Below are 25103 nucleotides of genomic sequence, written 5' to 3' on the forward strand. Positions count from 1 at the left end.
CCTCCCCTCCAACTACATCATTCGACAGAGGAAGGAGAATGTCCTTTGATTCAAATTACGCTTCGGACAGTTTTCTCTTATAGTGGTTGTCGACACCTTCAATTAAATGAAATATTGAATCGACCACCGTATCGTATGCCATTTTTGCTTCAGCTTCTGTTACTACAGTTTTCTTACCATGCGCAATTAGGTTTCTCATTTTTAGCACTTTCTTTTCCCAATCGTTATAGTTCTTCATTGTAGCAAGTTTTGTTCCAAATAGGTTACTCATTAAAGAATTCACTTTTACAGGCATATGAGTAGCTTCAATAAATCTACTAATACTATCATCATCTAAACCGATTTCCTTATACCCTTTTGTGAGAGTAGTATCGACATATGCTTCCAGTGAGATTTGGGATAGTAAAACACTTGTCATATAATCTTCGGAATTATATTGTTCCAAGGCGTAAGACAACAAATGTAACCAAGGCTCTTCATAGTCATCTGTTTTCGCATGAACCATCGCCAAGATCTGAATTTCTTTCCCGATCGATTCAATTTCCGTTTCATCATTAAGAGAGCTCATTATGATAAAACCATTCTTCTCCAGTTGAGTTGTTCCCACTAGATAACTACCCTCAGTGAAAGGAAACAAGTTAACAGTATAAACTTTCTTTATGGTTTCGGGTAGGTTTACGTAAACTGAATACCCTAGCTTCAAGTTGATCATTTGTTTGAAAATATCATTTGCTAAAAATGTTTTAGGTACAATATGATCTTTACTTTTTAAACCATTCTTCATTCCTTCGTAAACTGTGAATTCATTATCGCATTCTGGATTCTCACATTTGATGATTGCCTTCTGAAAATCCTCGTTTTTAATTGACCATCCTCTTGAACACTTTCCACATTCTAATGAAATAGCAACATATTTTGAATGTTCCATATTTCCCCCTCTAATTAATATTTCTAGACATCAACCTCTAATTCGTTTCCGCAGTTCGAGCAGACTAAATACAAAGAATGAAAAGGATAACTACCCATCACTGAATACGTAATGTTGGACTCATCATCTTCTTTCAAAAATCCTTTGCTAATCTTAATCTCTTCGTTACATTCCAGACATGTAATATTAAACCCTTTTTTCAAATGAATCATCCTTTGCAAAATTATACCATAGAGGGGGTCTATGGAAAGTATGGACATAAAAAATACACCTCAACGGGTGTTATCGTTGCTTCACATTATGGTCCAACTGCGACATTAAGCCATAAAAAATAACGCTAGCTTATGCTGCGTTTTCTGCATCTAAAATTGCCCATACAACTTCCTGCAAATTACTTAGTTTTGGTACTTGCTCACGTGTATACTTTCCTGTTTTTACATTATCTACCCAGATTGCTATTAATCCACTGTTTTCGTTAAACAAATCACATACCCCCTGCAATTAATATTGATAGTTCTGAAATAGCTTGGTTTTGTTGTTCTATTTTTTCATCCTGTGATGCAACGAACATTGTAAGTTCTGATACTGCCGATTGTAGCGTGGCGTTTTCTTTGCGCAGTAGAGCCACTTCGCTCTCTGGAGTATCTGGAATATCCTCATACTGATAATACAGTTCCTTTGTTTCGGGATTAATATACAGAACGGCCATCTTCGTTTTGTCGGACGTATCTGGAGTCGGGACGTAATCTACCAACAGCCCTTCTTGCTCCAATTCCGCCTGTGTTTTGCCTAGTCCATGTTTTTCGTGAAAAGGCATGTTGTGTCTGTAGACAACTTGATTTTCATGATTACTTTTGATAAATATCGGCATGTATAAAGCCTCCTATTTTTTTAAATATAAAACTTTCGACATCTTTAAGAAACGAGTCGTGTAGGCTTGTGCAACATATAAATAATTCTTATCAGCTATTAACGTTGTGGCGAAATTATCGACTGGCTCACTCACAGATACAAACTCGAAGTTCTTCTTTTTTAATTTAGCTAACGCTCTGTTAGAGGTCGAATCCGTGCAAACGACATATAGATGCTCATCATCCGTAGTTGTTTCGTAGTTAGTATTATTAAGTTCGGAAATTAACCTCTGAGAGATTACCTTCAGGTCATTTTTAGACGCTTTGTAGATGGTTCGCGATTGATTTGCATAGAGATATTCGTCATCCATGGTAAATCTATACCCAATTATGTCGCCTTCGACAACCGAACTTAAATTGGATTTCAAGAATTTAGTAATTGTGTGGTTGGAGTTTTTTGCATACACATAAGTATCGTCCAAATGTATGTCATAACCCAGGTTTTGAACTAATACACTCCCATTCGCCTTCCGCGTAGCGATGTCATATTTTCTAAGATAGCCTCCTGAGTTAGTATGGTTATTATCCCAAACGAAGATACTTTCTTCGTCAATAGCTAAAGACGTTATAGCTGCGTTAGTAACTGCACCTGATGCCATAGAACCGACCAGTGAAAAATCCGACTTATTATAAATTTGTATGGTTGGCGGATTAGCACTCGTTGTAATCACTACATGATTGCTATTTACCGCCAAATTCATAGCTGTATTAGTGCCCAACCCAGTGGCTAATGCGGAAAATATAACTGATGAATCACCTTTGGAAAATTTTTTGAAAGCCTTAGAGTTGTCTATACCATATATAAATTCTCCGTCATCCACTATTTGCAGGCCGCTAGAAACAGTGGGAGCATCTATTGTTACTAGTTTTTCCACTTCTTTAAAGTTACTCCCGACATTTACTTTCCCTACTGCCATTACACAACACCTGACTCTCTAATCAGCTTCAAGTCTGCTGTAATATTAGTTGTTGGCTTTTCATCAGCATATAAACGTACATATCCAGCGAAACTTTCTGTTGCTGATTTTAAATCGCTTGCGTTTTCTAATGAGGATAAATGAATGTTTACATCCACGACTGTACTCGCATCAATGTCTGTATTAGCTAGATCATAAATCCAGAAACCGCTAATAGCTCTATCATCTATCCAGTTCGCAGATAAAATTACTATGTCGCTTTTTATCATTATCAAATCTTGTACATTTGATTTGAATTGCGTGTAATCCGCCAAATGTTCATCAAGCTTTTGAGAAGAAGCAGCACCTACATCGCTGGCACGGGTGCCGTGAGGATTCCGTTCATTGATGTGTTGAGCTAAATCTATATCCGTTACGATGCCCCCTTGACCCGCCGGAACCTCGATGTTTGCAAATGGAATCTTGGCACCATCGCCGTCCGCGCCGCTGTGTGTATGTTCTTTAATCATCCGTTCAATCAACGCTTTCATAAAGGCGTCATTATTAATCAAACGCTCAAAAAGTGGATTGAATATATCGGCATGCGCCGGATCGCCTGTCTTTAAAATGCGCAAGGCTTCGCTGTAATCATTTGGATTGATTGTATGATCTGCCATTTACTAAAGTCCTCCTTCCTAAAACTGTTCGTCCCAATCAATTTCCAGGGTTGTTTCATCATCCATTCCCTTAGGGCGAAACGTCTTCCAAGCGACAAGATCGCCATCCGCATCGTAAAGACCACAGCAAGAAATATCGGTGTCTCCACTCTCAATAAATTGCAAGTCTACAAATATTCGCAAGGTGGTTGGGACTGGATACTCGACATTGTTAATTTCCTTCCGCACTATTTCCCCGGGAATCACGGTCACATCAGCAGTCGGAATGATGGGAAGACGTGTCGCCGGATCATGGCCACCAGTTCCCCATCCTACATGGGTAATAGCGGGTAGTGGAGCCGTTCCGCCGTGGGCTTTAGCGAACTTCTCCCTTGCTTTGGTTGTCGTGATTGCATTTGCCATCCTTCACTTCACCTCTCTCTTTCTCTATCACTTTTCCATTCTTAATGACCCGCAATTCAGATTGAAATACAGGCTCGTTTTCCACCTTCAAATCGCCACCTCCTCGATGATAGAACCAGCTTTTTTAACACGAAAAAAGCCTCTGTGTTCGAACAGGGCTTGATCAAGTGATATGGAGCCGTCTAGCTGAACCTGGCCATTTAACGGTACTACACCGGTTTGGCTAATAGAAGTACTCTTAATTGGCACAATATGACGAGCGGACACCTCTATTAATTCCCGCTGTTTGTATCGCAAATAAGTGTCATGCAGGGTAGTGAGCCTCACCCGCTGCGGTTCATTCTGAAGCCGTATTTCCCCATCAAGGTTAAATTCACCGTCCAGCGACGGCGTGAGATTGATTTCATGGACGCCGAATTCATGGAGCACTTTCATTACGAGCTGAATTCTTTGTAAATGGACAGGACCATCCCTGTTATAAAAACCGTTTAGAAACCGATCCCCATTTAACAAATACTCTCCATCTAGCCGGACATCTTCCCCTATGGCACCGGCGCCTGCTTGTGCCCAAGGGTTTGATGTGGTAGCTATATGGACGTTAATAATGAAAGTATTAATAATCTCCCGATCTAGCAAAAAGTTCCCTTCATAGATAAATCTCTCTAACCATGATCGAGTGTTTTTGGTTGGAGAAATTATATTCTTGATTCTTCGTCTGGCTGCACGATCTGTCTCATCATCAAAGCCAAATACTATAATGAAATGATATGGGTTGCCGTTATATTCAAACCATTCAACAACTTTATTTTTGATACCAATACTGCTCAAAGCCTTCTCCACCGCTAAAGGAGTTCCTTTTTTACGGTGCAAGCTGATGGAAGCTTGGACAACAGCTCTCTTTTTTTCAACAGGCAAGGATACGTCATAAAAATCAACATGCTTTTCGTAAGCAAGTAGATCTAATAAATGCTCGGGGACATTTTCAGTGTCTACTAGATTGGAAAGTGCTTCGGCCTCTCGGTATGCCTCTTTTAGTTGAATTTCGGCAGCTTCGGCAATAGCAACCAAAACGGGATCCTGTATCAAGCTATACGGCAATAAATTTAACAATGCGTTTTCTTGAACCTTAGTCATCGGCAAGCCCTCTATAAATAATGTTAGAAGCGACTTCGACAGCAACTTCCAGCTTATCAACTTTGATAAACATAGGGGAATTGACAGACACTCTTGATGCTCCCGCTTGTTTTAAGCGTGCAATCAATTCAGAGAAATCAACATCCCGTCCCATTTTTGAACGTTGCCATATTAGGTATTCCTGATAGGCCTGGTTCACTTGTTTTTCAATAATCCTTGAAACGGCCGCATTGGATTCCGCTATCCAATATTCAACTTCAGACGTATAGTTAATATTTGTAGGGGCACCGACACGAACAAAGTCAGTTAACGGCCGTACCTTCCTATCCATTAGAATAGACTCCACATGTTCAATTTCTTCTTGCACTGGCAGTCGTCCGTTTGCCATTAGAATTCGAACATCGACCACACCCGGTTCCGATGAGTCCACTTTGACATCCACAATTTCCTGACTGGCAGATTTGGCCCAATAAATATAAGCCCCATCTGGACCTGCAACCGAAAAACTTTCCGGAGCAAGCCGAATCCGTTCCGCATAAGCGTCATCAGTTTCTTCCTCTGCTCCACCTGCTGAAATTGTTGTATTCTGAACCAACTTCACGTACGGCAGGGGTTCGACAAGTATTGTAATTTCACCAGGTAGAAATCCATTCCCGATGTCACCTGGCTGAGTGCATACCGCACCGACTGAAAATAAATGGACCCCTTTCGGAATTACTTTCGGTTCTATTGTTTCAAAATAAATATCTTCGGCAACTAAAAAACGTGTGCCCGCCGGAATTGACAAGGCGTCCACCCTATCTTCCTCCAGCACAAACGCCATCGTAGTCTTGGAAAACTTTGCTGGCAAACGCTCCGTAGACATCTCGACCCCCATATGATCGAGCATATTATCCTCGGCATAAGACAATCGATTTTGTCTCAGCCCATGTTCTAATTTATTCCGCTCAATAGAAACATAGGCAGCTAGCCCTTGAATGAATTTTCGGCGAGGATCCGCACGTTGGAGTATGACACCAGTTTTATCCTCGACATGCAACAGCATTTCACGTTCAACCAATTCTGGAGCTTTTTCCAGAAAATAAAGATCAGGTAAATTAAACCGGCTCACGTATGCTCACCCTCACTTTCGGGATTAACTTTCCTTTTAACCCGTCACCGTCAAAAATAACTTCCTGGACTATTGCACGCGGCTCAAAAGCATGAATGGCTTCCGTCAATTGGGAGGCTTTGCGGGCTTTTGCAATATGAATCGGGGAATCAATCTCCATGATCCAACCAAATGCACGATCAAGCGGGCAGCTCATTAATGGCGTGGACAATATAAAAGCGACGTTCTGCAGAACTTCTTCTACACCCGTCGCTCCGAAATTTATGCTTTTCATAGGTTCAACTTCATACACGCTATCACCCTTTCTTCAAAGATGAATATTGACCGCTCGCCGTAATATATTTCCCACCACCAAGCGAATACCAGCCGTTCTTCTCATCCAGAACGGTAAACTTATCGCCTTTCATAGCATAGCCAATTATCTTGTGATTTGCCCCCGGCCCACTACGTATATGAACAGATTTAACGGTGATCGTCATCGTCCCTACTTTTGGTTTAGATGAAACTGTCGAAGGGGCTAGTTTGGTATTTGAGGTTGTTTTTTTGACTTGGACCTTCCCCTCAACGTACTCTTTCAAGGAAACGGTGACTTCAGCGGATAAGATGTTACCGAGCTGATCAATATTCTTTAAAGCCTCCGAAAGTTCAGTTATCACAAATTTATTTGGAGCGATTGGTTTATTTCCCAGAATAAAATGAGCAGCCATACCTCTATCGTTCATCTTTTCGAGTTTAGCCATTTCTTTCATGGGATTGATTCCGTTTTCTGCACGCAATAATAATTTGTACTTTAAATCATCCAAACCAGCACCTTCGAACTCCAATTTCGCCTTTTGTCCCTGAATCTCATGCTCAGCCCAACGCGATCTATTATTTTTCTCCAGCTCACTAAATGACAACATCTTTTTTGGAGAAACTTCAAATACTACCTCGCCATAACTTCCGATAACAGCCAACGCGATCACCCACTTTTCGGACTTAGCTGTCCTTCATTAGACAAAAGTCTACCATCTAATGTGACGACTCTGCCAAGGCCACTTTGTATATGAATATCACCAACGATATTGACAAGCAGCGTGTGAGTGTTTGTGTCGTATTCAATATTGCTTCCGTCCTCGAACTCGATGTAATGTTTCTCCTGCTTATTTCGAGGTGGTGGGGTTTCTTCGGAATATAAAGCACATACAATAAAACCTTCGCTTCTCTTTGTAAAAATACACAGCACATGCTCGCCAATTTTGGGCAGACTGTACCTTTTATTTTTCAATGTCCAGTTATGGCCAACGCGCAAAGGTGCAGACACTTTATCATCTTGCTCCTCTAACCTCACCCGGGCCGTCGCATTTACCGGGTCGATTGAGACCACTTCTCCTACTTGCGCACGCATTAATATCCCTCCAAGCACTTGCGTAAATCGAGAGTAATTTTGCTTTTATTATGAATTACTTTGGTGACAATATATTTGCCATTCAGACGGCCAAATTCACTTAGAGTGAATGTCATACCCGCATCAATATGAATCTCACTAATAACCACTAAGTTGACAGTAGTGGCATTCTTATTTGCATCCCGCAATCGTTTCTTTGCCAGTTTATAAGCTTCTGCAACGGATTTGACCTCATCTTTGACAATGAGGGTACGGCCTACTTTCGGGGCTTTGGGTGGGGCGAATGTTGCTTTGATAGTTTTCTTTTTTGAAGCCGCGTGAGACTGCACACGACAATCTTTATAAGTGCCCGTTAGCGTTGTTTTAAAGCTCCAATCAAGCAACTGTATTTTGCATGTATCTTTACTCCGACGGTAAATCGTGTCAACGACAGGCTTTGCTTCGTAATCGGCCTCATCCAAAATTACTATGGATTTATTGGAGAGCTTCAGACATAAACCTTCGTCTTTGCATAATCGATGTAAGAAGGCCAAGTCTGTTTCAGATTCTTGCTCATATCGGTCTTTTTTGGGATTATCACTAGATTGCCAATGCAGCTTCAGTTTGTTGACTTTTGCAATATCACCTGCAACCTGTTTCAGCGTTGCCTTTTCCCATGCTTTCGATTTATGCTCTCCTCGAATAGAGGTGGATTCCGGAACGCTGAGCGCCTTGATCGTCATACGAGTTCCACCGCTTTGTCCACTTAACTCGTCCACTTCGAACTTGCCGAGTTTTGTTTTCAAGACGCTCTTATTCCAATGTTTTCGAAGATGTTCCACATTCAGCAAGGAGCCTTTTGACGGAAACCAATCGTTCAACCATTTCACCATGGCGTCTTGCACAACAAGTTGCAGATCGTCAATCTCGCCACTCAGATTGTCGGTATAAGTCCAATCAACCAAATCATCGCCAAGTTCCTCTGTTAATTTGATGTTGTTATAGATGACACTTAGATCAGTCCGTCTCGCATTGGTCATAATTCATCATCATCCCCTAACCAATCCGGCCGATCGGTATATATGGATGTATCGATATCTGGGACATTCAAAATGACAGCGCCAGAAAAAATGACAATATCTTTATGCTCGGGGTTTGCTTCCAAAAGCAAAGGGAGCAAATACTCGCTCCCCCATAACCTATACGCAATCAAATCCCACGTATCACCCTGTATTGTTGTATATTTATCCATCATAACTCACCCTTGAAGCGCCGCCGCCCGGCAATTGAACATTGTTGATTCTGGATTCCAAGCCATTTAATGCAGCAATCACCCGCTGGCCGGCTGATTGGATACCTTGCAAAGAAGAAATCCACCCGCTTGCTTGTCCGATTTGCGAAGCCAGGACAGACATATTGTCGGAGGCCAGAGTTGCGTTTGATTGCAAGTTAAACAGGGAGCCGTACAACATGCCGCTCACCTGGCTTGTGTAAGCCGTGATGTTCGACATGTTATCGGATGCAAGATCGACATTTGTTTGAAGTGGTTGGAACGATTGAAATATTTCGCTTGCTTGGCCAGTATGCTTATCCAAGGCCAGCATGTTGTTTGCAATTGAATCTGTACTGGTCGATAATGCCGTCAAGCTTGTATTGATGTTGGTAACGGTAGACGTCAATGCGCTTGTGGAAGCATTTAATTGTATTGGTTCTGTTGGTTGTGGCAAAGACGGAGCTGACGCTGGTGCTGCTACCGCAGTAGGCGTGCCGCCACCGCGGGCTGCGTCCACAGCCTTACCGCCGGCCCATTTCCCGCCTAAGTATCCAACGGCTCCACCAAGGAAGCTTCCAATTGCCGTACCGATCCCTGGAGCGATAGCTGTTCCGATTGCAGCCCCTGCTTTGGCGCCGCCTAGACCACCACCCAAACCGCCAGCTGCCTCTCCGCCAGCTTTGGCTTTATCTTTAGATTTAAAAATATTGAACCCTTCTGCCAGCAGGCCCAAGGGCAATACTGCCTTGCTACCTACTTTTCCAACAGCTGATAATGCTTTTCCGCCCTTTTTTCCGACATTCGATAAAGCCTTTCCACCCTTCGCAAAAATATCTTTGCCCGTGCTAAAAACTTTGGACATGAGATTCGTTGATTTAGGACCGCTAGGTTTTGAAGTAGCCTTAGCTTTAGGACCGCTTGTTTTTTCAACCGGTTGTGTAACGGCTTTTGGCGCACCTTTAGGATTTCCCTTTGCTTTTTTTGTGCTATCAGGAGAGAGTGTAGAAGCTGTATTCTGAGCAGAAGATGCAATGGCCGTCTTTTTCACGCCCCGCTTTTCCATCGCCCACTTGCCCGCGCCCATAGCGCCTTTTACTACTTTTCCGCCGCCGAGCATCCATGCGGCCGCACCCAAACCGAGCGCTCCGGTAACATTCCCTTCCAATGCAGCGTTAAGAGATCCGCCGATGGCTCCGGTGAACGCAGCGATCCACGTCTTTGCTGCTATTTCACCAAGTTGGGCGAAAATCCTACCCATAGCCTCTCCGCCACTACCGCCTAGCCATTCCTCCATTTTCTGAGTAGCCGTTTCCAAGGAGTACACTATCTTATCGCCAAGATCCATATTTTTGAACTTTTCCGCTTTCTCGAATGTCTCTAATTCCTGGCCGTAAGCATCCCAATTTACAACATTTGTCGGGTCGGGCATTCCCTCTTTTAATTGAGCACCGTAAGAATCCCAGTTGACAATATGAGTAGTATCTATTTCGACTGGGGTTGCGACTGTAAACGGAGCTAAAATGTCATCAAGCGCTTTTGCTACACCCTGTCCAGCCGCCTCAATTTCTCCCATGTTGTTTTCAATCATGGAAGTGATGCCTTGGAAAACATCTTTTCCTACATCAAGGATCGGTGTTGCAAAGGCGATTTGACCAGATTCAAAAGCTCCAAAAAGTTCTTCTTTCGCACCGGCGAAGTTATCTTTCATGATAGCCGCCGCACGGGCCGCCGATCCAGCCGAATTTTCCAGAGCATCCGTCATGTTGTCAATATGTTCAGGGCCAGCCTTCATTAGGGCCAAGAAACCACTTACTGCCTCGGTTCCGACAAGTTTCGCAATAGTTGCCACTTGATCGGCTTCCGACATGTGGGCAGTTGACTTTGCCAAATCATCAACAATAGCGGAAAGAGACTTTGCCCGGCCACTTGAATCTTTAATGGTGAAACCAAGCTTTTTCATGATTTTTTCTTGCGCTTTTGCGGGGTTATTTAATGCCAATAAAGATGCCCGGAGAGCAGTACCTGCATTCCCGCCTTCAAGCCCGGCATCCGTCATAATCCCTGCGGCAGCTGCAACTTCTTCTAATGATATTCCCAGAGCCGCAGCGGGGGCACCTGCATACTTAAACGTCTGTGCGAGGTCGTCAATTCCTGCCGCAGATACGTTCGCGGACATGGCAAGCACGTCCGCTACACGAGATGCCTCGGTGGCTTCTAAACTCCACACGTTAATGGCAGTTGCAACTGTGTCTGAGGTGAGTGCTAAATCTTCACCTGACGCTTCTGCAGCAGCTATAATTCCCGGCATTGCACCTATAATTTTGTTCGCATCGAATCCCTTGGCTGCTAGCTCATCCATGGCAATTGCCGTTTCACTGGCTGATAAACTTGAACTGGCTCCTAGCTCCAAAGCAGTCTCACGCATGGCCGCCGCTTCCGCTGCTGTGGCTTCCGTCTTCGCCTGGACCTTTGACATCTGGGATTCGAAATCCGCAGCTACATCAATAGACTTTATGGTCGCCGCTGTGACTGTCGTTGCAGCCGCGATTGCCCCGATGCCAGCAACAGCTTTCGTCTTGTCCCATCCCTTTTGAAATGACGATTTCAAGGAATTGATCCGTCTTTGATTACCTTCTAACAGTTTAAGTTCAGCATTGATCTTTGCTGTTTCGGCCCTGTATTGTGATTGATGGATTTTGCCTTGCGAAAACTCACGACCTAGCTTCGCTAGTTCTTTTTTGGCCGCTCTGGACTTGTGCTCCAAATCATCAATACTGCCAATTGCACTTTTAAACGCGCTTCCGAGAGATGATCCGACTTTACCGGCAATTTCTATGGTCATTTCCATAGCTTTTTTAGCCATCGTCTTCACCCTCCTCTTCAACAGCTGTCTCTATCCAACTTTGCAATTCAAACAATTTGAGAGATTGCCAGTAAGGAATAGGAGTATAAGTAACGGAGGAGAGCTTAAAAAATACTTTACGAAAAGCTTGAGCCCCCCCACCTCCTACCATCGGACGAAAAAATTTCGCACTTGAAACACCATTTCCAAAAAGTCAGCCCCGTGAAGCCTTTTCAAATCATCAGGCAGTACACCAGTTGCACGTGAAGCTATTTTTAGCAAGGCATCCTGATTGTAAATGTGATCAAATCCTCCCGGGTGACCATCCAAGCGCATTTCACTATCAATGCTTAAGATATCAGTACCCGTCATGTTGGAAAAATCCAGATTCAACATCTTGATTTCCTTACCATCCAATGAAAGAGGCTTTCTAATTGGCATATTGATTACAAGTGGATTATGCTCAGTTTCCACTTGGTTTTCCTTCGTTTCCAACTCTTCTGCAACATTGTCTTTAGTCATATTTTCTGTCATTATGATTTCCTCCCTTTACATTCCTAAAGCAGTTCTTAAACCTGCAAGAACATCTACTCCGTCTACCATGTAGATGTAATTCGTTCTGTCATATTCGATTAATACTTTTTTGTCACTTTCAATCTTCAGATAAAGTACTTCAATTTCAGTTGACCCTTCATATGGACTTCCCTTCGCAGCCTTGCCGAAATCGTGTTTCACTACATGCCCTTGCACCAATACTCGATTGGCAACGAATTTATGTTTGCCGGAATCGTACTTCTGGTCCGCTAATCGGCAATCCACTTTAACAGCTTCTTGTTTATAGAAATCTGTCATGGTCTTGTCAATGGTTGCTGTCCAGTTTATTGTCAGTTTCATAGATTGTAAGTGTCCGATATTCGGAGATTCATACTCACCCAGTACGCCAGCCGCACTTACAGTTTCTGTCATAGCGTCGAGGGATGGGAGTTGCAAATCTCCAATCCCTTTTCGCTCAGGGCTATCATTGACATATACACGGAAATCATTTAATTTCTCTGGAATAATGCTCACTGTTGGACCTCCTCTTATTCAACAAACAAATTATCGTAATAATTCGCGTCGAATTCTAAAATGTTTTCAATATCTTGCGCCGGTGTCGGCTCCGCTACGAAATACCGAAAACGCAATTTCCCACTGATTAAATCGGTTTTGGGATTATCCTCTTGACGGAACTCCACACGACCACCAAGCAGCACTTCCTGGGATTGCAAGCCGTTCAACCACATATTCATCGTATCGACAATCGAGTCGACCAACCGTGGACGAATCGGACCATCTACCTTGCTCCAGGTCGTCAGGATAATGGAGTTGGCCAACCAGTTATGCGTGATGCGGACTGGGATGAAAATATCCTTTACATCCGTGTTTGCAGGAAAAGCCCCTGTATTGTTCCCCCATGCCTTGAATCCGCCGATGAAATTGAGAGCTGTCACGATCCCTTGACTGTTCAGCAACTCCGCTTGGTCCGGCCCAAGATCCACTTCCTCATACTCTCCCTCTGCCTTTTCAATGAGCATTCGATTCATGGATAGGTTTTTGTTGGAGGGAGATTCATGTGGATAATCCCCATTGTCCGCAGCCGTCTCCACGATTCGGAATGCCAATTGGGTGGACAGATGGTACACATTGTCGCCCAATCCAATCAACGGCCAGCTGACAATCTCATTCGTTCCCGTATAATTATTTTTGTTTTTCCACTCGTTCGCTTTTGTATAAATATCCGCTTCCTTCGTATCAATATCCGCTAAAGATGCAGCACGGAAATACGTGTTGATGACGGAGGCCTTTGCTTTCATCACAGCTGCGACCATAGGATTTTTAGAAAACTTCGGAGCTAGTACCAGCCCTGGGACCATACCCGTTTTCGGGAATACGGCATTTAACAATTCCAAACCTTTTAACTTTCCGGTATTCACATCAGAACCACCGATAATATCATTCTCCGTAACCGCTTTGGGCGTTAAGCGTTTAAATGCAACATGCAGCTTTGTTGCATTATTTAACGGCACAATGACCACCTGCCCATCATCGTCGAACGATGCCACATAATCCTCCTCTCGCTTTAAAGGAGTCTCATCAGCCGCCGTCAACTTAACTTTCAACGTATCAAGCAGCACATTTTTCGCTTTGAGTGACGCTTTTTTATTTACAACCTCGACCTCTTCTTCGCCTGACTCGCTATGTTTATCAGGATCAAGGACGTTCACAAATATGACGGGCGCCACATTAAATTGCCGAAACGCCGCGTCCATTGCCTCACATAATGTGTAATCCTTCCATTCATCCGAATATCCAAGAGCCGCTTGCGCTTCTCCGAATGAGTAAGCCACGACAATGTCATTTACATGCTCAGTCGTTTTGGCCAAATGAATCGGTGCAGTACCGAATACAATTGGCAATGTCGCTGTAGCAACCACAGGCGTCAGCAATGACGTTGGCGCTTCAGTGACGCGTGAACCGTGTCTAAATGGCATTACGAATTCACCCCTTCAAAGTAATTTTTTACTTTGTTAAAAAGCATCGATTCAACAGAACTACTGTCAGTTACACGCTGTTCAAACCCCGAAAATTCACTCGTCGGGATAAATAGTTTTTTTAGCACCGGGCATTCTTCAAAATGTTCCTTCATATGAACCGGCAATCCACCTGTAAAAGACGCATAACGAGTCAACTGCTTCGTTGTCGGTCCAACATAAATAAAGACATCCGCTTTTTCCTGCGCGGATGTCTTTTTGTTCACTTCTTTTGTTGTGGAAGCCTTTCCGCTTTCCTTTTTAGTACTCATCTGGCCATGCACTCCTATTCCATTGAATTTGTGGCGTTTCGAATTCCACATCCATAATTCCATGCCAAGTCGGTCGCATTTGCTCCTCAAAAAGAGCCGATTCGATATTTCCAGTTAAATTGGCTGAGCCGATGACTTGTGCCTCTTTTAGTGCAAACTTGATTCGATTCATAATGGAAAGCGTATCCTTCCATCCATACTGCTCGTCACGATTATAAGTTCCGACCAATAACCTAAATCGCATCGTATTTTTTTTGTGAATCTCATCCGACTCCCCTAAATACCGCACAATGACGAATGGATAATCCTCTTGTTGCGTATCTTTTTCACCCCGTCGGTTCTCCTTTGGGGGCAAATAGCCTTCGTGAACAGAAGGGGCCATCATGACGTTTCCGTCTTTTGTTTGATACCGCATTTCAGATAAAGCATTCTCAATAAAAGCAACTAGCGTCTTCAAAATATCTAAGGAATACATAAGCTACCCCCAAAGCATTTTTCCTAAAGCCTTTTCCAGTTCATGGCTCAACTTTTCCGCAATGACTTTATCAACATCCTCCACCACGTCTTCATTGCCGTACATTTGTGGGAGAGAGGGAGAATATAATCCTCTGATGGGCGTTCGACTTTTACCGACACGCTCAAAAACATTGATGTGTGCATTGTTCATTTGCGAAACAAAGGCACTATCAATACTTTTATGGCTATTGGACTTCATAACCCTCGCTTTAACTCTTGCAACATCCGGTATTTTAGGGATAGTGTCAAATTTAATGAGCGGAATTGGGGTTCCTGTCGATTTCAAGATGGCTCGCAAATAGGAGGGTGAAGCTCTAAGTATCTTCAAATCCTTTAGAGCACCCAAACGTTCAACCGAATACACTTTTCTAACAGAAGTAGCAGCACGCTGTTTTCCCCGTACTGCACTAGAGTTTATCGATCGGGCGAGCACCTGGTTTGCTTGTTCCGGGGTCCGACTCAATAATCTTTCGATTTGATTCGCTTTTTTGATGTCTATATGAATCATGGGAACTACACCTAACTTTCATTGGCCGTTACGACTATCTTGATAACGCCCGACTCGTCGGTTGCTTCTTCCACGTAATAATCTTCGCCGTCCAATGTTATCCTGCTATCGATTTTCGGAAGAAAGAAATCAGAAGTTTTAACGTAAATCGTTTTATAGCTCCTGAACACTTCCTGGCTCGCATGCAATTGCTCACGGGAGTAGCCGCTCAGTTTATCGTCTGCCTGTGTCGCAACGACAACAAGTGCCAATTGTTCGCCTTCCAACTCGTGAGTAGTAGCCATTTCATCGAGATTAAAAAAAACATCTAAATCTTCATCCGCGAAGTCTTTAAACGTTCTACTCGTCATTGGACTCATCCTCCAGAAGATCATCCGCTTTCCCTTGATTGATGATTGCTTCAATGACTGATTTTTTAGTTGTAGTACCTGCCAGATCAACACCGACCGCCTTCGCTTCGCGGGCTAGCTCTTCAGCATTGTATTCTTCGTCTAGTGCAGCACGCAGTTCTTCGAAAAGTTGGGGATCAATCGCTTTTTTGTCTTTGGCCGTATGCTGAATTTTTATTTCCTCATCTGGCGAGATGACATACTCCGCAGATTTAAGATTCACCAAGCGCCTGACATCTTCTTCTGATAGCCCATCAATCAAAGCACCTTTTTTATAATCTATTTGATTATGGCGAATCGGTTCTAATGCTCTAATCATAATCAATCACCTCCATTATTGTACTTTTGCCACAAACCAGCTATCGACTTCTTTAGGAATCGGCAAAGGTTTTGAATTCAATTGGGCGATTTGACGAGCAGGATTCTTTTCAATCCACGTATCTGGTACACGTTCCGCTTCGAATGTTGTGAGCTCATCATCTTTGGCAATAGTAATTGACGCATATGCCATGGCAAACTCAGCGGAAGATGAAAGGAGTGTCACAGTTCCTTCTGGAACCATCGGCTTCATGTGACCGTCTTCGTCTAAATAGTACTCGTTATATTCGTAAATTTTTCCGATGCCCGGAATTTGGCCAATGTATGTCACGCCATTTGGCAAAGTCTCAATATTCAAGTCGCCAACTTTTAAATGACGCAGATTCAAGATGCCTTGGACATCTTTATGATTGATGAACGTGTCAACTACGTCCGCAGCCATGATGACGATATCGCCTGTGACATGCCCCCTTTGTTGGACTGTCCGTTGCCAGCGTTTGAGATCCGCGAGTGGCTTGGATGCTGGGTCATTCCATTTATCGGTTCCGGATAAGGTCTGCTTGTTGGTGAAATTAAAACCAATTTCATAACCTAACCCTTCCCCTTGGACGATAATCTGCCCATGGAATAGAGCTTGGGCGCACATTACCTCTTCCCGACGTGTCACCATTTCTTCCAATTCCAATAAATCTTTAACCAGCTTCTCGGCTGCGCGTTCATCAGGCGATTTAGCTGAATAAATATTTTCACCCATTGATCGCTTCATGATATCCGCAGCGGTCGTAACTTTATATGGCGCGACTAATGGAGGTGCAAATGTCTCAGTCTTGAATCCGGAATTCTCCACAAGCTTTCCGCCGATTCTTTCATTTACGAATGGCGCAATCTTACGGCTTCCTTTCTTAATGTCGATATCCACTTTATCCGTGGTGGAATATTCGCGGTTTTTAAAGAATGTATCCCGTAAAAAGGTGTTTGGTTTAGACATACGCTCAACAAATTTAAGCATGGTGCGTGGTTCAAAAATATCAATCTTTGTCATGTTAATTATTCCTCCTCTTGAATGTCCGCAGAAATTGCAGAGCGTAAATAAATCCCCTTGCCACGTAAAGCTACTTTATAAGAAGCAACTTCCGCATCTACTGGCAAAATAATTTTATTGGAATTGAACTCCCCTGCCACATAACAAACTGCTTTTTTCGATTCACCTACAGAGGTAGCGACAGCATCCGCCATAATTCCGTAAACATCATCAGCTGTCAAAGCTCCTGAAACAGCAACAGCCTGATGATTCTCATTTAGTGCAAACACTTGGCCAAGAGATAACTCTTGTTCAGGCGCGACGATAATTTCTTCTGTGACTACATGAGATTGATAGCCTGCAATTAGATTTTCATGCTCCAACACTCTTGCCATTTTATTTCACTCCTTTCAATCCTAAATTTCCGAGAATGTTATCAACAAAGCTATCCACATTTTCATTTTTCTGAGGGGAAGCGCCACTTTCTATTTCATTGAGTGGTTCTGCATCCTGTTTAATATTATTTAACAGAGTTGTCTTTTTCGTTTTTTCGTTTTTCAAAATTTCCATTGCAGTATCAGCTGCTGAAATACCAGATTCAAATTTGGCCTTATTAATAATTTCTTCGGAACCGGGGACAGCAATGTTTTCGATGTCTTGAATTCTTCGACGCTCGTTGGCCACGGCTTCTTCGACGATCTGATTGACCAGGTCTGGATGTTCATTTCTTAGAGTTTCTAAATCCATTTTATTTTTCGCTCCTTTATCAATGGGTTCTGGATTGGTTGAATTGAGAATACTTGCTCCGGCCTCATTAGCTAGCTGGATACGCATCTTGTCAATGACCTCTTTTGGAAGCATGCCATTTACTAGTTCTGGGAAATCAGCAGTAGCTACTGCGTCAATTTCTGTTTCAAACATAATTTCATCGATAAAACCAGCTTCTTTCGCTTCCGGGGCACTCAGCCAAGTCTCTTTGTTCATCATGGATGCAAGTTCTTCATCTGACTTGCCTGTTTTCGCTGAATATGTTGACATGATCGACTTGTTCACCTTCTGGAGCAAATCGCTTGTGGCATCCATTTCGCGATAGTCGCCTTGTGCAATAGCACTTGCATTATGAATCATAAAAGATGCAGTGGGAGACATCTTAACGATTGTTCCAGCCATTGCAACGACACTGGCAGCTGAAGCAGCCAAGCCGACAACTTCCACATTAACATTGCCTTTGAACTTCCTTAATTCCGTATAAATTTCAGAAGCCGCGAATACTGAACCGCCGCCACTGTTTATTACTACCTGAAGCTCCGATGATTGACTAGCAATGGCCTTATCAATGACTTTATTGACTTTTGATGGGCTAGTAGCAGGAATTCCAAACCAATCATAAATCCATTGTTCCGAATCTCCTACAATAGGGCCTCTAATTTCAATCTTCATCATCTTTCACCTCCTCTCGATCAAGCGTTTCATTATAAGCGAGATCAAGTCCACCCTCACGACGCATCCGCTCTTCCCGCACGCGTTGCGGATGATTTCTCCAATAATCGCCGCCCGTCAATTCGACTGTCTCTTTTGCCCGAGTGCTGAATCCATTATTCACGCGCTTTTCTGCGGCATTCACTTCTTTTAATGGGTCAAGCTGTCCTTGCGATGGTCCATTCCATTCCGCTGTTGCATATGCTTTACGAATCATCGGGTCCTCCAAAAAGCCAGGAGCATCAATACGGCCAAGCAGAATAGCTTCTGTCAGCCATTCCTCATAGATTGGTTGGCAAAAATAAGAAGCGAGCCAGCTTCTCCGCATTTTGAACATTTTCCACGCTTCAAGGAGAGCGCCGCGTGATGCTGAATATGAGGAAGTAAAATGTTTGAGCAAAAGCTCGTATGGCAACTCCAATGCCGAGCCGATTTGTCTACAAATGGAGACTACGAAAGGATCAAATGCTGCATTGTTCCGTCCGGGGTTTGTTGTAGTAACCTTTTCTCCTTCCGCCAAGGAGATGATCGCCCCTGGAGCCAATTCATAGCTCGTCTCATCATCATCATCCACACGTTCTTCATCTGGAATCCCTTGTCCGAACTGCGGCCCCTCGGTGTCTCCCGACTCAATAAATACGGTAAAAAGCGAAGAGACTAGGGCAGCCATTAATTCTGCTTCTGAATATCTGTCCAATTGCTTCAGACTTTCGATTACGGGAGACAAAACCGGAACCCCCCGCCGCTGCTCAGGTCGTTCTGATTCCATAAGATGCAAGATGTTTTGCCGGCCAGTTTTCGCACCGAACTTTTCAATCCGCGTCCATTCATTTCTCCCGAACGATTTACCAAGTGGATGATTTTTCGAAATATGGTACGCCGCTACTTCTCCAAAACTACCAAGCTCTATACCATTGACAATATTTTCTTTTGCACCTGATGGGGATGAAATTCTATCCGCTTCAATCAATTGAACGCGCAAGCCGTAAAAGTGCTGTCGATGATGTCTATATGGAAGTAAGGCAAAAACTTCTCCGGACATCAAAAAGGACAAAAAAGCAAGCTGTTGCAAACCGTAGAAATTTTGCATCTGCATTGAGTCACACATAAGTGAATCAGCCCATACGGAAAACTCACGCTCGACTTTCGTTTCCCACTCGTCTGCTTCCTCTTCGGTAATCCCTAAAAATTCATAATCCACTTGCGCATTCAGACGCAATCCTGCCCCGACTATATTTGTTCTCATTGTTTTAAGAGAGCCTGTCGCCAAAGGAGTATTCATGAACAAATCACGGGAACGTTCTCGCAATGTATCCAAGTTGTCTTCAATGTCTTCTTTTACGCTGCCGCCTTTGAAAATCCATCCGAGCATTGACTTTTTCCGTTTGCTCGCTCCGCTGTTGGAATACCCGGAATTCAAAAGCCCCAGTTGTTTACGTGCTCCGACTCGTTTTAATGCCCGCTCAGGAGATACGATGGCAACGGCTCTATCAATTGCATTCAATCATTTCACCAACTTTCACAAATCTCTCGGAACTACACGGGTAACTCGTCTGCTTCCCCTACCAGTGACCGCAGCCTCGGCTTTCACCAATTCTTTTTGCCAAAATTTAATCTGCTCGCGCACCTGCGCTAAATTGGCACGCTCAAGCCGTCGGTTGTCAATCATATAACTTTGCCCTTTAGCAATGGCCTCTTCGGCATCCAGCCAGATTTGCAGCCGCTTTTTCACTTCCGTGACTGAAAATGCCACATCGATCACAATCCTCTCGAAATCGTTTTCCTTTTTCTCCGCTTGCGTTTGGCCGCTTGTGTGAAAACACTACCGTTCAATTTGTTGTCCTTCAGATAATGCAAATCTGGGTTCAATATTCTAAGAGCAGCCGTCGCATAATTTCGCAAATCCAACGGTTCATTTCGCACACTAGACGTTCTTTTCACCCATTCATGACGGGGCTGACCATTAATGAAGCGAATTCTCTTATATTCCGAAGTGAGACCAATAAAAAAAGCCTCGTCATACCCTTTTTCCTGCTCAATCGGAAAATGGCAATAACCCGGCTTGTCCTCAAATTCATTTCTTAACCTCGAAAAGATCAAATCCTTCCCTTCATTAACGCCCAGAGTGAACAAGTGGACATTTTGACGCCCCACCTTGGAAGGTTTATTAATGTACGCAACACCTGTTCCACCTTTTCCTTTGACGGCGAATATACGACGATGTTCTCTCGCTTTACAAAAGTCATACACTTCGCTTGTATAATGGCCGCCGCTATCAATACATGTTGCAGTTACCGACATGTGGGATCCGTCATTGGATAGCCATTCCTTTTGCAGAAAGGCATCCAGTTGATTCCACACGGCCTCTTGACCCGGATCTCCATAAAAAATCTTGTAGGAAATACCCCAACTAATTTCATCGATGCCCCATCCGACCACTTCGACTTCCAACCGATCATTTTGAACGTCGACGCCAGCAGTCAAGACAAGAACGCCATCAGGAATATCGCAGTCATAGCGCTCTCTACGAGCAACCAATTTGGCGTGATCCTGTTCATTGGTGTTTTCTTCCCACGACTCCCCTAACGTCGTATTCTTCCACGTTTTAAGGTTTTCGGTTCCTTTGCGCTTCGCTTCTTTAAATTCTGCGATAATCTTGGTCCACGATTCCCAAGGGGAAGCAAGTGCGTTCATATGAAACCCGCGTTTTACAGCATCCGGCTTTCTGGCAATCCACTTTCCTGATTGCGATTTCCATTCACTTTCAATATGGTGCTCCTTACAATGCCGGCATTCCATCCCCACGGGCTCAAACCTAATTTGCGTCCATTCATATGGTTGGAATTGACCGCAGCTAGGACAGGATATGCACCATTGCTCCATCGTGCTCTCTTCATATTCAGCTTCAATTCGTGATTCATTTTTTTTTGTTGGAGTGGAGACGGATATTTTTTTCCGGTTCCAAAACGTCTTGGTACGTTTATGGGCCAAAGATAGAGGGTCTCCCTCCGTCCCTGCCGATATGGGAAAGCGATCGACTTCATCAGCGAGAACAATTCGTATTGGGCGTGATGCCAAACTAGCTGGAGAGTTTGCCCCCACTAGAGAAATATGACCGCCTGCAAACTTCTTATGCAACAACGTATTATTCCCATCTCTCGACTTTGCATCAGACACCTTTTTACTCAAAGCAGGCGTGTCCCGAATCATGGAAGCCAGCCGGTCCTTTGAATAGGACTCGGCCATTTCCAATGTCGGCAAGACCAATAACATGGGCGATGGATCATAATCAATAAAATATCCGATGATGTTATTCAAGATTTCGGATTTCCCTACTTGCGCACTAGACATCACCACAATTTCCTCTATGCTGGCATCGTTGACGGCGTTCATGATCTCTCGCTGGTATGGCGCCCGATCTGTGTTCCATTTTCCGTATTCCGCGGAAGATTCCTGAGAAAGCACACGCTCTTGATCCGCCCACTCGGACACTTTTAATTTCGGAGGAGGAGCAACTAAACTAGCCGCCTTTTGAAACAGCTTTAGCGTCTGCTTCTGCGTCAATCTCCGCCACCTCCACAATGCTACTCTCATATTCCACTAATTCCACAAACAGAGACGGATCGTATGTCGCCAACTCCCCCAGCGCCTCATGTATGTTTTGCTCTAATATCGCTTCGATATATTTGGGATCGTCCTTATTCACCAACATCAACGCAACCTTTGTGGGGAGAGAAAGCATTTTGGAACGAAAGGCCATCACCATATGATTTAGAACCTTTTCGACTTCTTCGGAACGGTGCATTTCGTTTTTTATATGGGCAAGCTCAATTTCTGCTTTTTCACGTTTCGCTTTTTCATGCAACCACTTTTCGTAATCGAGTGATTCGGCTACATCGTTTTCATCCAATCCCTCGGATGCCAATTTTAAAAACGTTACGTATTTACCGACCGTATCGATCAAGTCAAATCGGCCATAACCGACGCGTGCGATTACACCTTCTTCAACTAACTGACGGACGCGCCGTTCAGTCAGATTGAACATCTTTGCAATCGCACTTGTATTGACTACCAAATCATTAACCGGCGTTTTCGCCATTAAAAATCACCCCACTTTGGAAGGAAAGCTCATTTCACGCATTTTTGTGTCTAGAAAAAGCCCGCGAGTCGCCGTCCCGCAGGGCGTCATTATTGGCCAGAAGGACCCGTCTTTTTTGAAATTGTTTGTGAATATCACACAATTCATTTCGGTTTTTTTGAATAAAAAACAGGCGCACCCTATGGCATGCCTGCATCAATGACAAAGAGCGACGCCTCGACAACACACCGAAGCATCGCTCATCACACGTTCGTATTTACTTATCACACACTACCATAATAACACATACAAAAACAAAATCTCTGTCATTATTCTCCCAAAAGTCTCCCACTTTTCTGTCACTCTCATAAATTATTTGGTACTTACTTACATTACTCAGCCTTTTACATGATATTATTACATTAACATAATACATATTCTGTTAAAGTCTATAATTACGTAGAAAGCCAATCCTGCCAATACTTCAAACAGCTTTTAAAAAATGAGTTTTACAAGCCCTTATTTTGTAAAAGTCTTTACTATACTAAAGTCCGCTTTAATCATTTAATCGAAAAAGCCAGTCTGCATTTCCGTAAAAAGACAAAATAAAAAACGCCGCATAAGCGACGTCGATTTACTCCATCATTCCGTTTTCAGTATCTCAGTTTTTTGTATGCTGCTTCGATGGCATCCTGGTTAACACCGATATATTTTAGAGTAATGTATTCAGCGCTATGGCCAAATATATCTTGAAGCAAAGCGACATCTTTCGTAGCTTGATAGAGGTGATAACCAAATGTTTTTCGTAATGTGTGCGTGCCGATTTCGGCTAAGCCAGCTGTATGAGCAGCTTCCCGTAAAATATTATATGCTTGGACACGGGTAATTGGGCTGTTCCGTCCTTGTCTGCTTTTGAACAAATATTCATCATCCGACAAATCTTTTATATACTTGTCAATAATCTTTCGTAATTCTGGCAAAACCGGTATTCGTTTGACCGAATTGGTTTTCTGTGTTTTTTGTTCCCGTATATACAAGACGGATTTACCTCGAACATCTTTTATTTTGAACCGTAAAATGTCTGAAATACGCAATCCGGTATAAATGCCAAAGCAAAAGAGAAGTTCGTTCCGAGCGCTCTTCTCCGATAAGATCGCCCGCACCTCTCGAACTTTTTCAACCTCCCGGATTGGTTGAACAAAGTTCATTCCTTGACCCCCTCGTGCTCATAAACTTCTATTCCCAGGCCGATTGCCAATTTATAAAGTGCTCGTCTCCGGATACGATAATACTTACTCTCTGACATACGCATTTCCGTATAGATTTCATAATTATACATGGGTTCCACTTCAAGGTATGCCATGAAAATGATTTGCCGTTCGATTTTCGACAGCTTGCAAAATCCTCGATTGAACCATTTCAAAAACCTCAAATATTCTTGCTTGAAATCCGCCATTTTTACTGCGGCATTTTCAACACTGGATTGTTTGATATTGGAATAGTTCGGCATTTCCAGTGTATATTTTGCTGTGATCGACGGCATCATTTCTTCATGGGTCGTTAACATATAGGTCCGGTATTGTCTTAGTGTGTCCTCGACTGCATCCTGCGTTGCTTTGCCATCAATATTGACAAGTAAATCTTGCATCACGGTTCCCCCTTTATTTTCTTCTAAATGCTCCATTTACCCGCTTATAAATATCACGCTTAATACCCATCAACTCCTGCAATTCTCGTTCCGTAAATTTTTCAGTTTTTTTCTGGCGCGCTTGTTTCCTATTGGTTTTTTCACCTTTCCAAAAGCCCTTTTCTTTAAGTTGATCTTGCAGAGTCCTCATTGGATCACTTCCTTCTTTAAAATGAAAAAGGGACGACAAATGAAGCAGCAAAACGCTGCTGTCAAATGTCGCCCCCGGATCTCGGTCAAGCCACTTTTAAACGGATATTTTCTTATTTTCTTCAATTCGAATCACTTTATCATCCATTAATACTAAACTTGCTGTACCATAAGCAGGCATATCGTAAATGATTACGTTTCCATCTTTTTTAAAATACAGCTTTTTATCATCCAATAAATCTGAAAGCTGTTCCATGATTTCTTCGCTCATTCGGACTCCCCCTGTGATATAATTGATGTGAGATTGGCAGGAGGAATCCTGTCTTTTTTATTTTCCAAACCACCCGCCGGTACGCGGTCGAATACTCCCCTCTTCTGCTTGGTCCATAATCAGCAGCGCGACGCTGATCAGATTACACCCAAATTCTTTGGCAATATCTTCGCCCGACATACCAGAACGCCACGGCTCACGGAACCGAAGAACCTGATAGCCGTCCCAATACCATTGCACATCAGCATTTTCAAGCAGGACATGGGAGTCTTCATGTTTTAAGGGCTTCACCATTTCTGGATGC

General features: G+C 43.3%; 34 protein-coding genes. All 34 read right to left on the reverse strand.

Annotation, left to right across the window (positions count from 1 at the left end):
• Nucleotides 1-55 precede the first annotated feature (55 nt).
• A complete protein-coding gene (locus OXB_RS14800) occupies nt 56-928 on the reverse strand; it encodes a hypothetical protein (protein ID WP_041075229.1) in 873 nt (290 codons plus the stop codon).
• A gap of 342 nt (nt 929-1270) precedes the next feature.
• Nucleotides 1271-1411, reverse strand: coding sequence for a hypothetical protein (locus tag OXB_RS19085; protein WP_173426019.1), 141 nt, complete (start codon nt 1409-1411; stop codon nt 1271-1273).
• A 1-nt stretch (nt 1412) separates the two neighbouring features.
• Nucleotides 1413-1799 (reverse strand): hypothetical protein, encoded by a 387-nt coding sequence (locus OXB_RS14810; protein WP_052484057.1) that lies wholly within the window; start codon nt 1797-1799, stop codon nt 1413-1415.
• A gap of 12 nt (nt 1800-1811) precedes the next feature.
• Nucleotides 1812-2756 (reverse strand): hypothetical protein, encoded by a 945-nt coding sequence (locus OXB_RS14815; RefSeq protein WP_041075231.1) that lies wholly within the window; start codon nt 2754-2756, stop codon nt 1812-1814.
• A complete protein-coding gene (locus tag OXB_RS14820) occupies nt 2756-3412 on the reverse strand; it encodes a hypothetical protein (protein ID WP_041075232.1) in 657 nt (218 codons plus the stop codon). Before OXB_RS14820 ends, OXB_RS14815 begins: the two co-directional genes overlap by 1 nt.
• An 18-nt stretch (nt 3413-3430) precedes the next feature.
• Nucleotides 3431-3814, reverse strand: coding sequence for a hypothetical protein (locus tag OXB_RS14825; protein ID WP_041075233.1), 384 nt, complete (start codon nt 3812-3814; stop codon nt 3431-3433).
• Nucleotides 3815-3901: 87 nt separating this feature from the next.
• On the reverse strand, nt 3902-4948 hold the full coding sequence (locus tag OXB_RS18080; protein ID WP_052484071.1) for a phage tail protein I: 1047 nt from the start codon (nt 4946-4948) through the stop codon (nt 3902-3904).
• The gene (locus tag OXB_RS14835) at nt 4941-6059 is read right to left on the reverse strand and encodes a baseplate assembly protein (RefSeq protein WP_041075234.1); all 1119 of its coding nucleotides are present in this window, start codon (nt 6057-6059) and stop codon (nt 4941-4943) included. The genes OXB_RS18080 and OXB_RS14835 overlap by 8 nt, the downstream gene beginning before the upstream one ends.
• The gene (locus tag OXB_RS14840) at nt 6046-6333 is read right to left on the reverse strand and encodes a hypothetical protein (protein ID WP_041076926.1); all 288 of its coding nucleotides are present in this window, start codon (nt 6331-6333) and stop codon (nt 6046-6048) included. Before OXB_RS14840 ends, OXB_RS14835 begins: the two co-directional genes overlap by 14 nt.
• Nucleotides 6334-6355: 22 nt before the next feature.
• The gene (locus tag OXB_RS18085) at nt 6356-7015 is read right to left on the reverse strand and encodes a phage tail protein (RefSeq protein ID WP_052484075.1); all 660 of its coding nucleotides are present in this window, start codon (nt 7013-7015) and stop codon (nt 6356-6358) included.
• Nucleotides 7016-7020: 5 nt separating this feature from the next.
• On the reverse strand, nt 7021-7446 hold the full coding sequence (locus OXB_RS14850; RefSeq protein WP_052484077.1) for a phage baseplate assembly protein V: 426 nt from the start codon (nt 7444-7446) through the stop codon (nt 7021-7023).
• Entirely contained in the window at nt 7446-8465 is a 1020-nt protein-coding gene (locus OXB_RS14855; protein WP_041075235.1) for a phage late control D family protein, read from the reverse strand. Before OXB_RS14855 ends, OXB_RS14850 begins: the two co-directional genes overlap by 1 nt.
• Nucleotides 8462-8677, reverse strand: coding sequence for a tail protein X (locus OXB_RS14860; protein WP_041075236.1), 216 nt, complete (start codon nt 8675-8677; stop codon nt 8462-8464). The genes OXB_RS14855 and OXB_RS14860 overlap by 4 nt, the downstream gene beginning before the upstream one ends.
• Nucleotides 8670-11561, reverse strand: a complete 2892-nt coding sequence (locus tag OXB_RS18090; RefSeq protein WP_052484079.1) for a phage tail tape measure protein — start codon at nt 11559-11561, stop codon at nt 8670-8672. Before OXB_RS18090 ends, OXB_RS14860 begins: the two co-directional genes overlap by 8 nt.
• Nucleotides 11562-11705: 144 nt before the next feature.
• On the reverse strand, nt 11706-12074 hold the full coding sequence (locus OXB_RS14870) for a phage tail assembly protein (RefSeq protein WP_041075237.1): 369 nt from the start codon (nt 12072-12074) through the stop codon (nt 11706-11708).
• A 15-nt stretch (nt 12075-12089) separates the two neighbouring features.
• Nucleotides 12090-12608: a phage major tail tube protein gene (locus OXB_RS14875; RefSeq protein WP_041075238.1), complete on the reverse strand. Its 519-nt coding sequence runs from the start codon at nt 12606-12608 to the stop codon at nt 12090-12092.
• A 14-nt stretch (nt 12609-12622) separates the two neighbouring features.
• Nucleotides 12623-14071, reverse strand: coding sequence for a phage tail sheath family protein (locus OXB_RS14880; protein ID WP_041075239.1), 1449 nt, complete (start codon nt 14069-14071; stop codon nt 12623-12625).
• Nucleotides 14071-14382: a hypothetical protein gene (locus tag OXB_RS14885; RefSeq protein WP_041075240.1), complete on the reverse strand. Its 312-nt coding sequence runs from the start codon at nt 14380-14382 to the stop codon at nt 14071-14073. Before OXB_RS14885 ends, OXB_RS14880 begins: the two co-directional genes overlap by 1 nt.
• On the reverse strand, nt 14372-14857 hold the full coding sequence (locus OXB_RS14890; RefSeq protein WP_041075241.1) for a hypothetical protein: 486 nt from the start codon (nt 14855-14857) through the stop codon (nt 14372-14374). The genes OXB_RS14885 and OXB_RS14890 overlap by 11 nt, the downstream gene beginning before the upstream one ends.
• 3 nt (nt 14858-14860) lie before the next feature.
• A complete protein-coding gene (locus tag OXB_RS18095) occupies nt 14861-15406 on the reverse strand; it encodes a phage tail protein (protein WP_052484081.1) in 546 nt (181 codons plus the stop codon).
• Nucleotides 15407-15417: 11 nt separating this feature from the next.
• On the reverse strand, nt 15418-15756 hold the full coding sequence (locus OXB_RS14900; RefSeq protein WP_041075242.1) for a hypothetical protein: 339 nt from the start codon (nt 15754-15756) through the stop codon (nt 15418-15420).
• Nucleotides 15746-16114 (reverse strand): hypothetical protein, encoded by a 369-nt coding sequence (locus OXB_RS14905; RefSeq protein ID WP_041075243.1) that lies wholly within the window; start codon nt 16112-16114, stop codon nt 15746-15748. Before OXB_RS14905 ends, OXB_RS14900 begins: the two co-directional genes overlap by 11 nt.
• Before the next feature lie 15 nt (nt 16115-16129).
• A complete protein-coding gene (locus OXB_RS14910) occupies nt 16130-17155 on the reverse strand; it encodes a major capsid protein (protein ID WP_041075244.1) in 1026 nt (341 codons plus the stop codon).
• 5 nt (nt 17156-17160) lie between these two features.
• Nucleotides 17161-17529, reverse strand: coding sequence for a hypothetical protein (locus OXB_RS14915; protein WP_041075245.1), 369 nt, complete (start codon nt 17527-17529; stop codon nt 17161-17163).
• A 1-nt stretch (nt 17530) separates the two neighbouring features.
• Nucleotides 17531-18577: a head maturation protease, ClpP-related gene (locus OXB_RS14920; protein WP_070098211.1), complete on the reverse strand. Its 1047-nt coding sequence runs from the start codon at nt 18575-18577 to the stop codon at nt 17531-17533.
• Nucleotides 18564-20117 carry a phage portal protein gene (locus OXB_RS14925; protein WP_041075246.1) on the reverse strand — a complete coding sequence of 518 codons (1554 nt, stop codon included), beginning with the start codon at nt 20115-20117 and terminating at the stop codon, nt 18564-18566. The genes OXB_RS14920 and OXB_RS14925 overlap by 14 nt, the downstream gene beginning before the upstream one ends.
• 15 nt (nt 20118-20132) lie before the next feature.
• A complete protein-coding gene (locus tag OXB_RS14930) occupies nt 20133-20366 on the reverse strand; it encodes a DUF6148 family protein (protein WP_041076938.1) in 234 nt (77 codons plus the stop codon).
• Between the two features lie 5 nt (nt 20367-20371).
• Nucleotides 20372-22177 carry a phage terminase large subunit family protein gene (locus tag OXB_RS14935; RefSeq protein WP_041075247.1) on the reverse strand — a complete coding sequence of 602 codons (1806 nt, stop codon included), beginning with the start codon at nt 22175-22177 and terminating at the stop codon, nt 20372-20374.
• Nucleotides 22134-22712 (reverse strand): hypothetical protein, encoded by a 579-nt coding sequence (locus OXB_RS14940; protein ID WP_041075248.1) that lies wholly within the window; start codon nt 22710-22712, stop codon nt 22134-22136. Before OXB_RS14940 ends, OXB_RS14935 begins: the two co-directional genes overlap by 44 nt.
• Nucleotides 22713-23344: 632 nt before the next feature.
• Nucleotides 23345-23899 (reverse strand): site-specific integrase, encoded by a 555-nt coding sequence (locus tag OXB_RS14945; RefSeq protein ID WP_041075249.1) that lies wholly within the window; start codon nt 23897-23899, stop codon nt 23345-23347.
• Nucleotides 23896-24339, reverse strand: coding sequence for an ArpU family phage packaging/lysis transcriptional regulator (locus OXB_RS14950; protein WP_041075250.1), 444 nt, complete (start codon nt 24337-24339; stop codon nt 23896-23898). The genes OXB_RS14945 and OXB_RS14950 overlap by 4 nt, the downstream gene beginning before the upstream one ends.
• A gap of 13 nt (nt 24340-24352) precedes the next feature.
• Entirely contained in the window at nt 24353-24529 is a 177-nt protein-coding gene (locus OXB_RS19090; RefSeq protein WP_173426022.1) for a hypothetical protein, read from the reverse strand.
• Nucleotides 24530-24625: 96 nt separating this feature from the next.
• Nucleotides 24626-24799: a hypothetical protein gene (locus tag OXB_RS18950; RefSeq protein ID WP_158333741.1), complete on the reverse strand. Its 174-nt coding sequence runs from the start codon at nt 24797-24799 to the stop codon at nt 24626-24628.
• A 57-nt stretch (nt 24800-24856) separates the two neighbouring features.
• Nucleotides 24857-25093: a hypothetical protein gene (locus tag OXB_RS14955; RefSeq protein WP_041075251.1), complete on the reverse strand. Its 237-nt coding sequence runs from the start codon at nt 25091-25093 to the stop codon at nt 24857-24859.
• Nucleotides 25094-25103 lie beyond the last annotated feature (10 nt).

Source organism: Bacillus sp. OxB-1 (genome assembly GCF_000829195.1).
Classification (GTDB): domain Bacteria; phylum Bacillota; class Bacilli; order Bacillales_A; family Planococcaceae; genus Sporosarcina.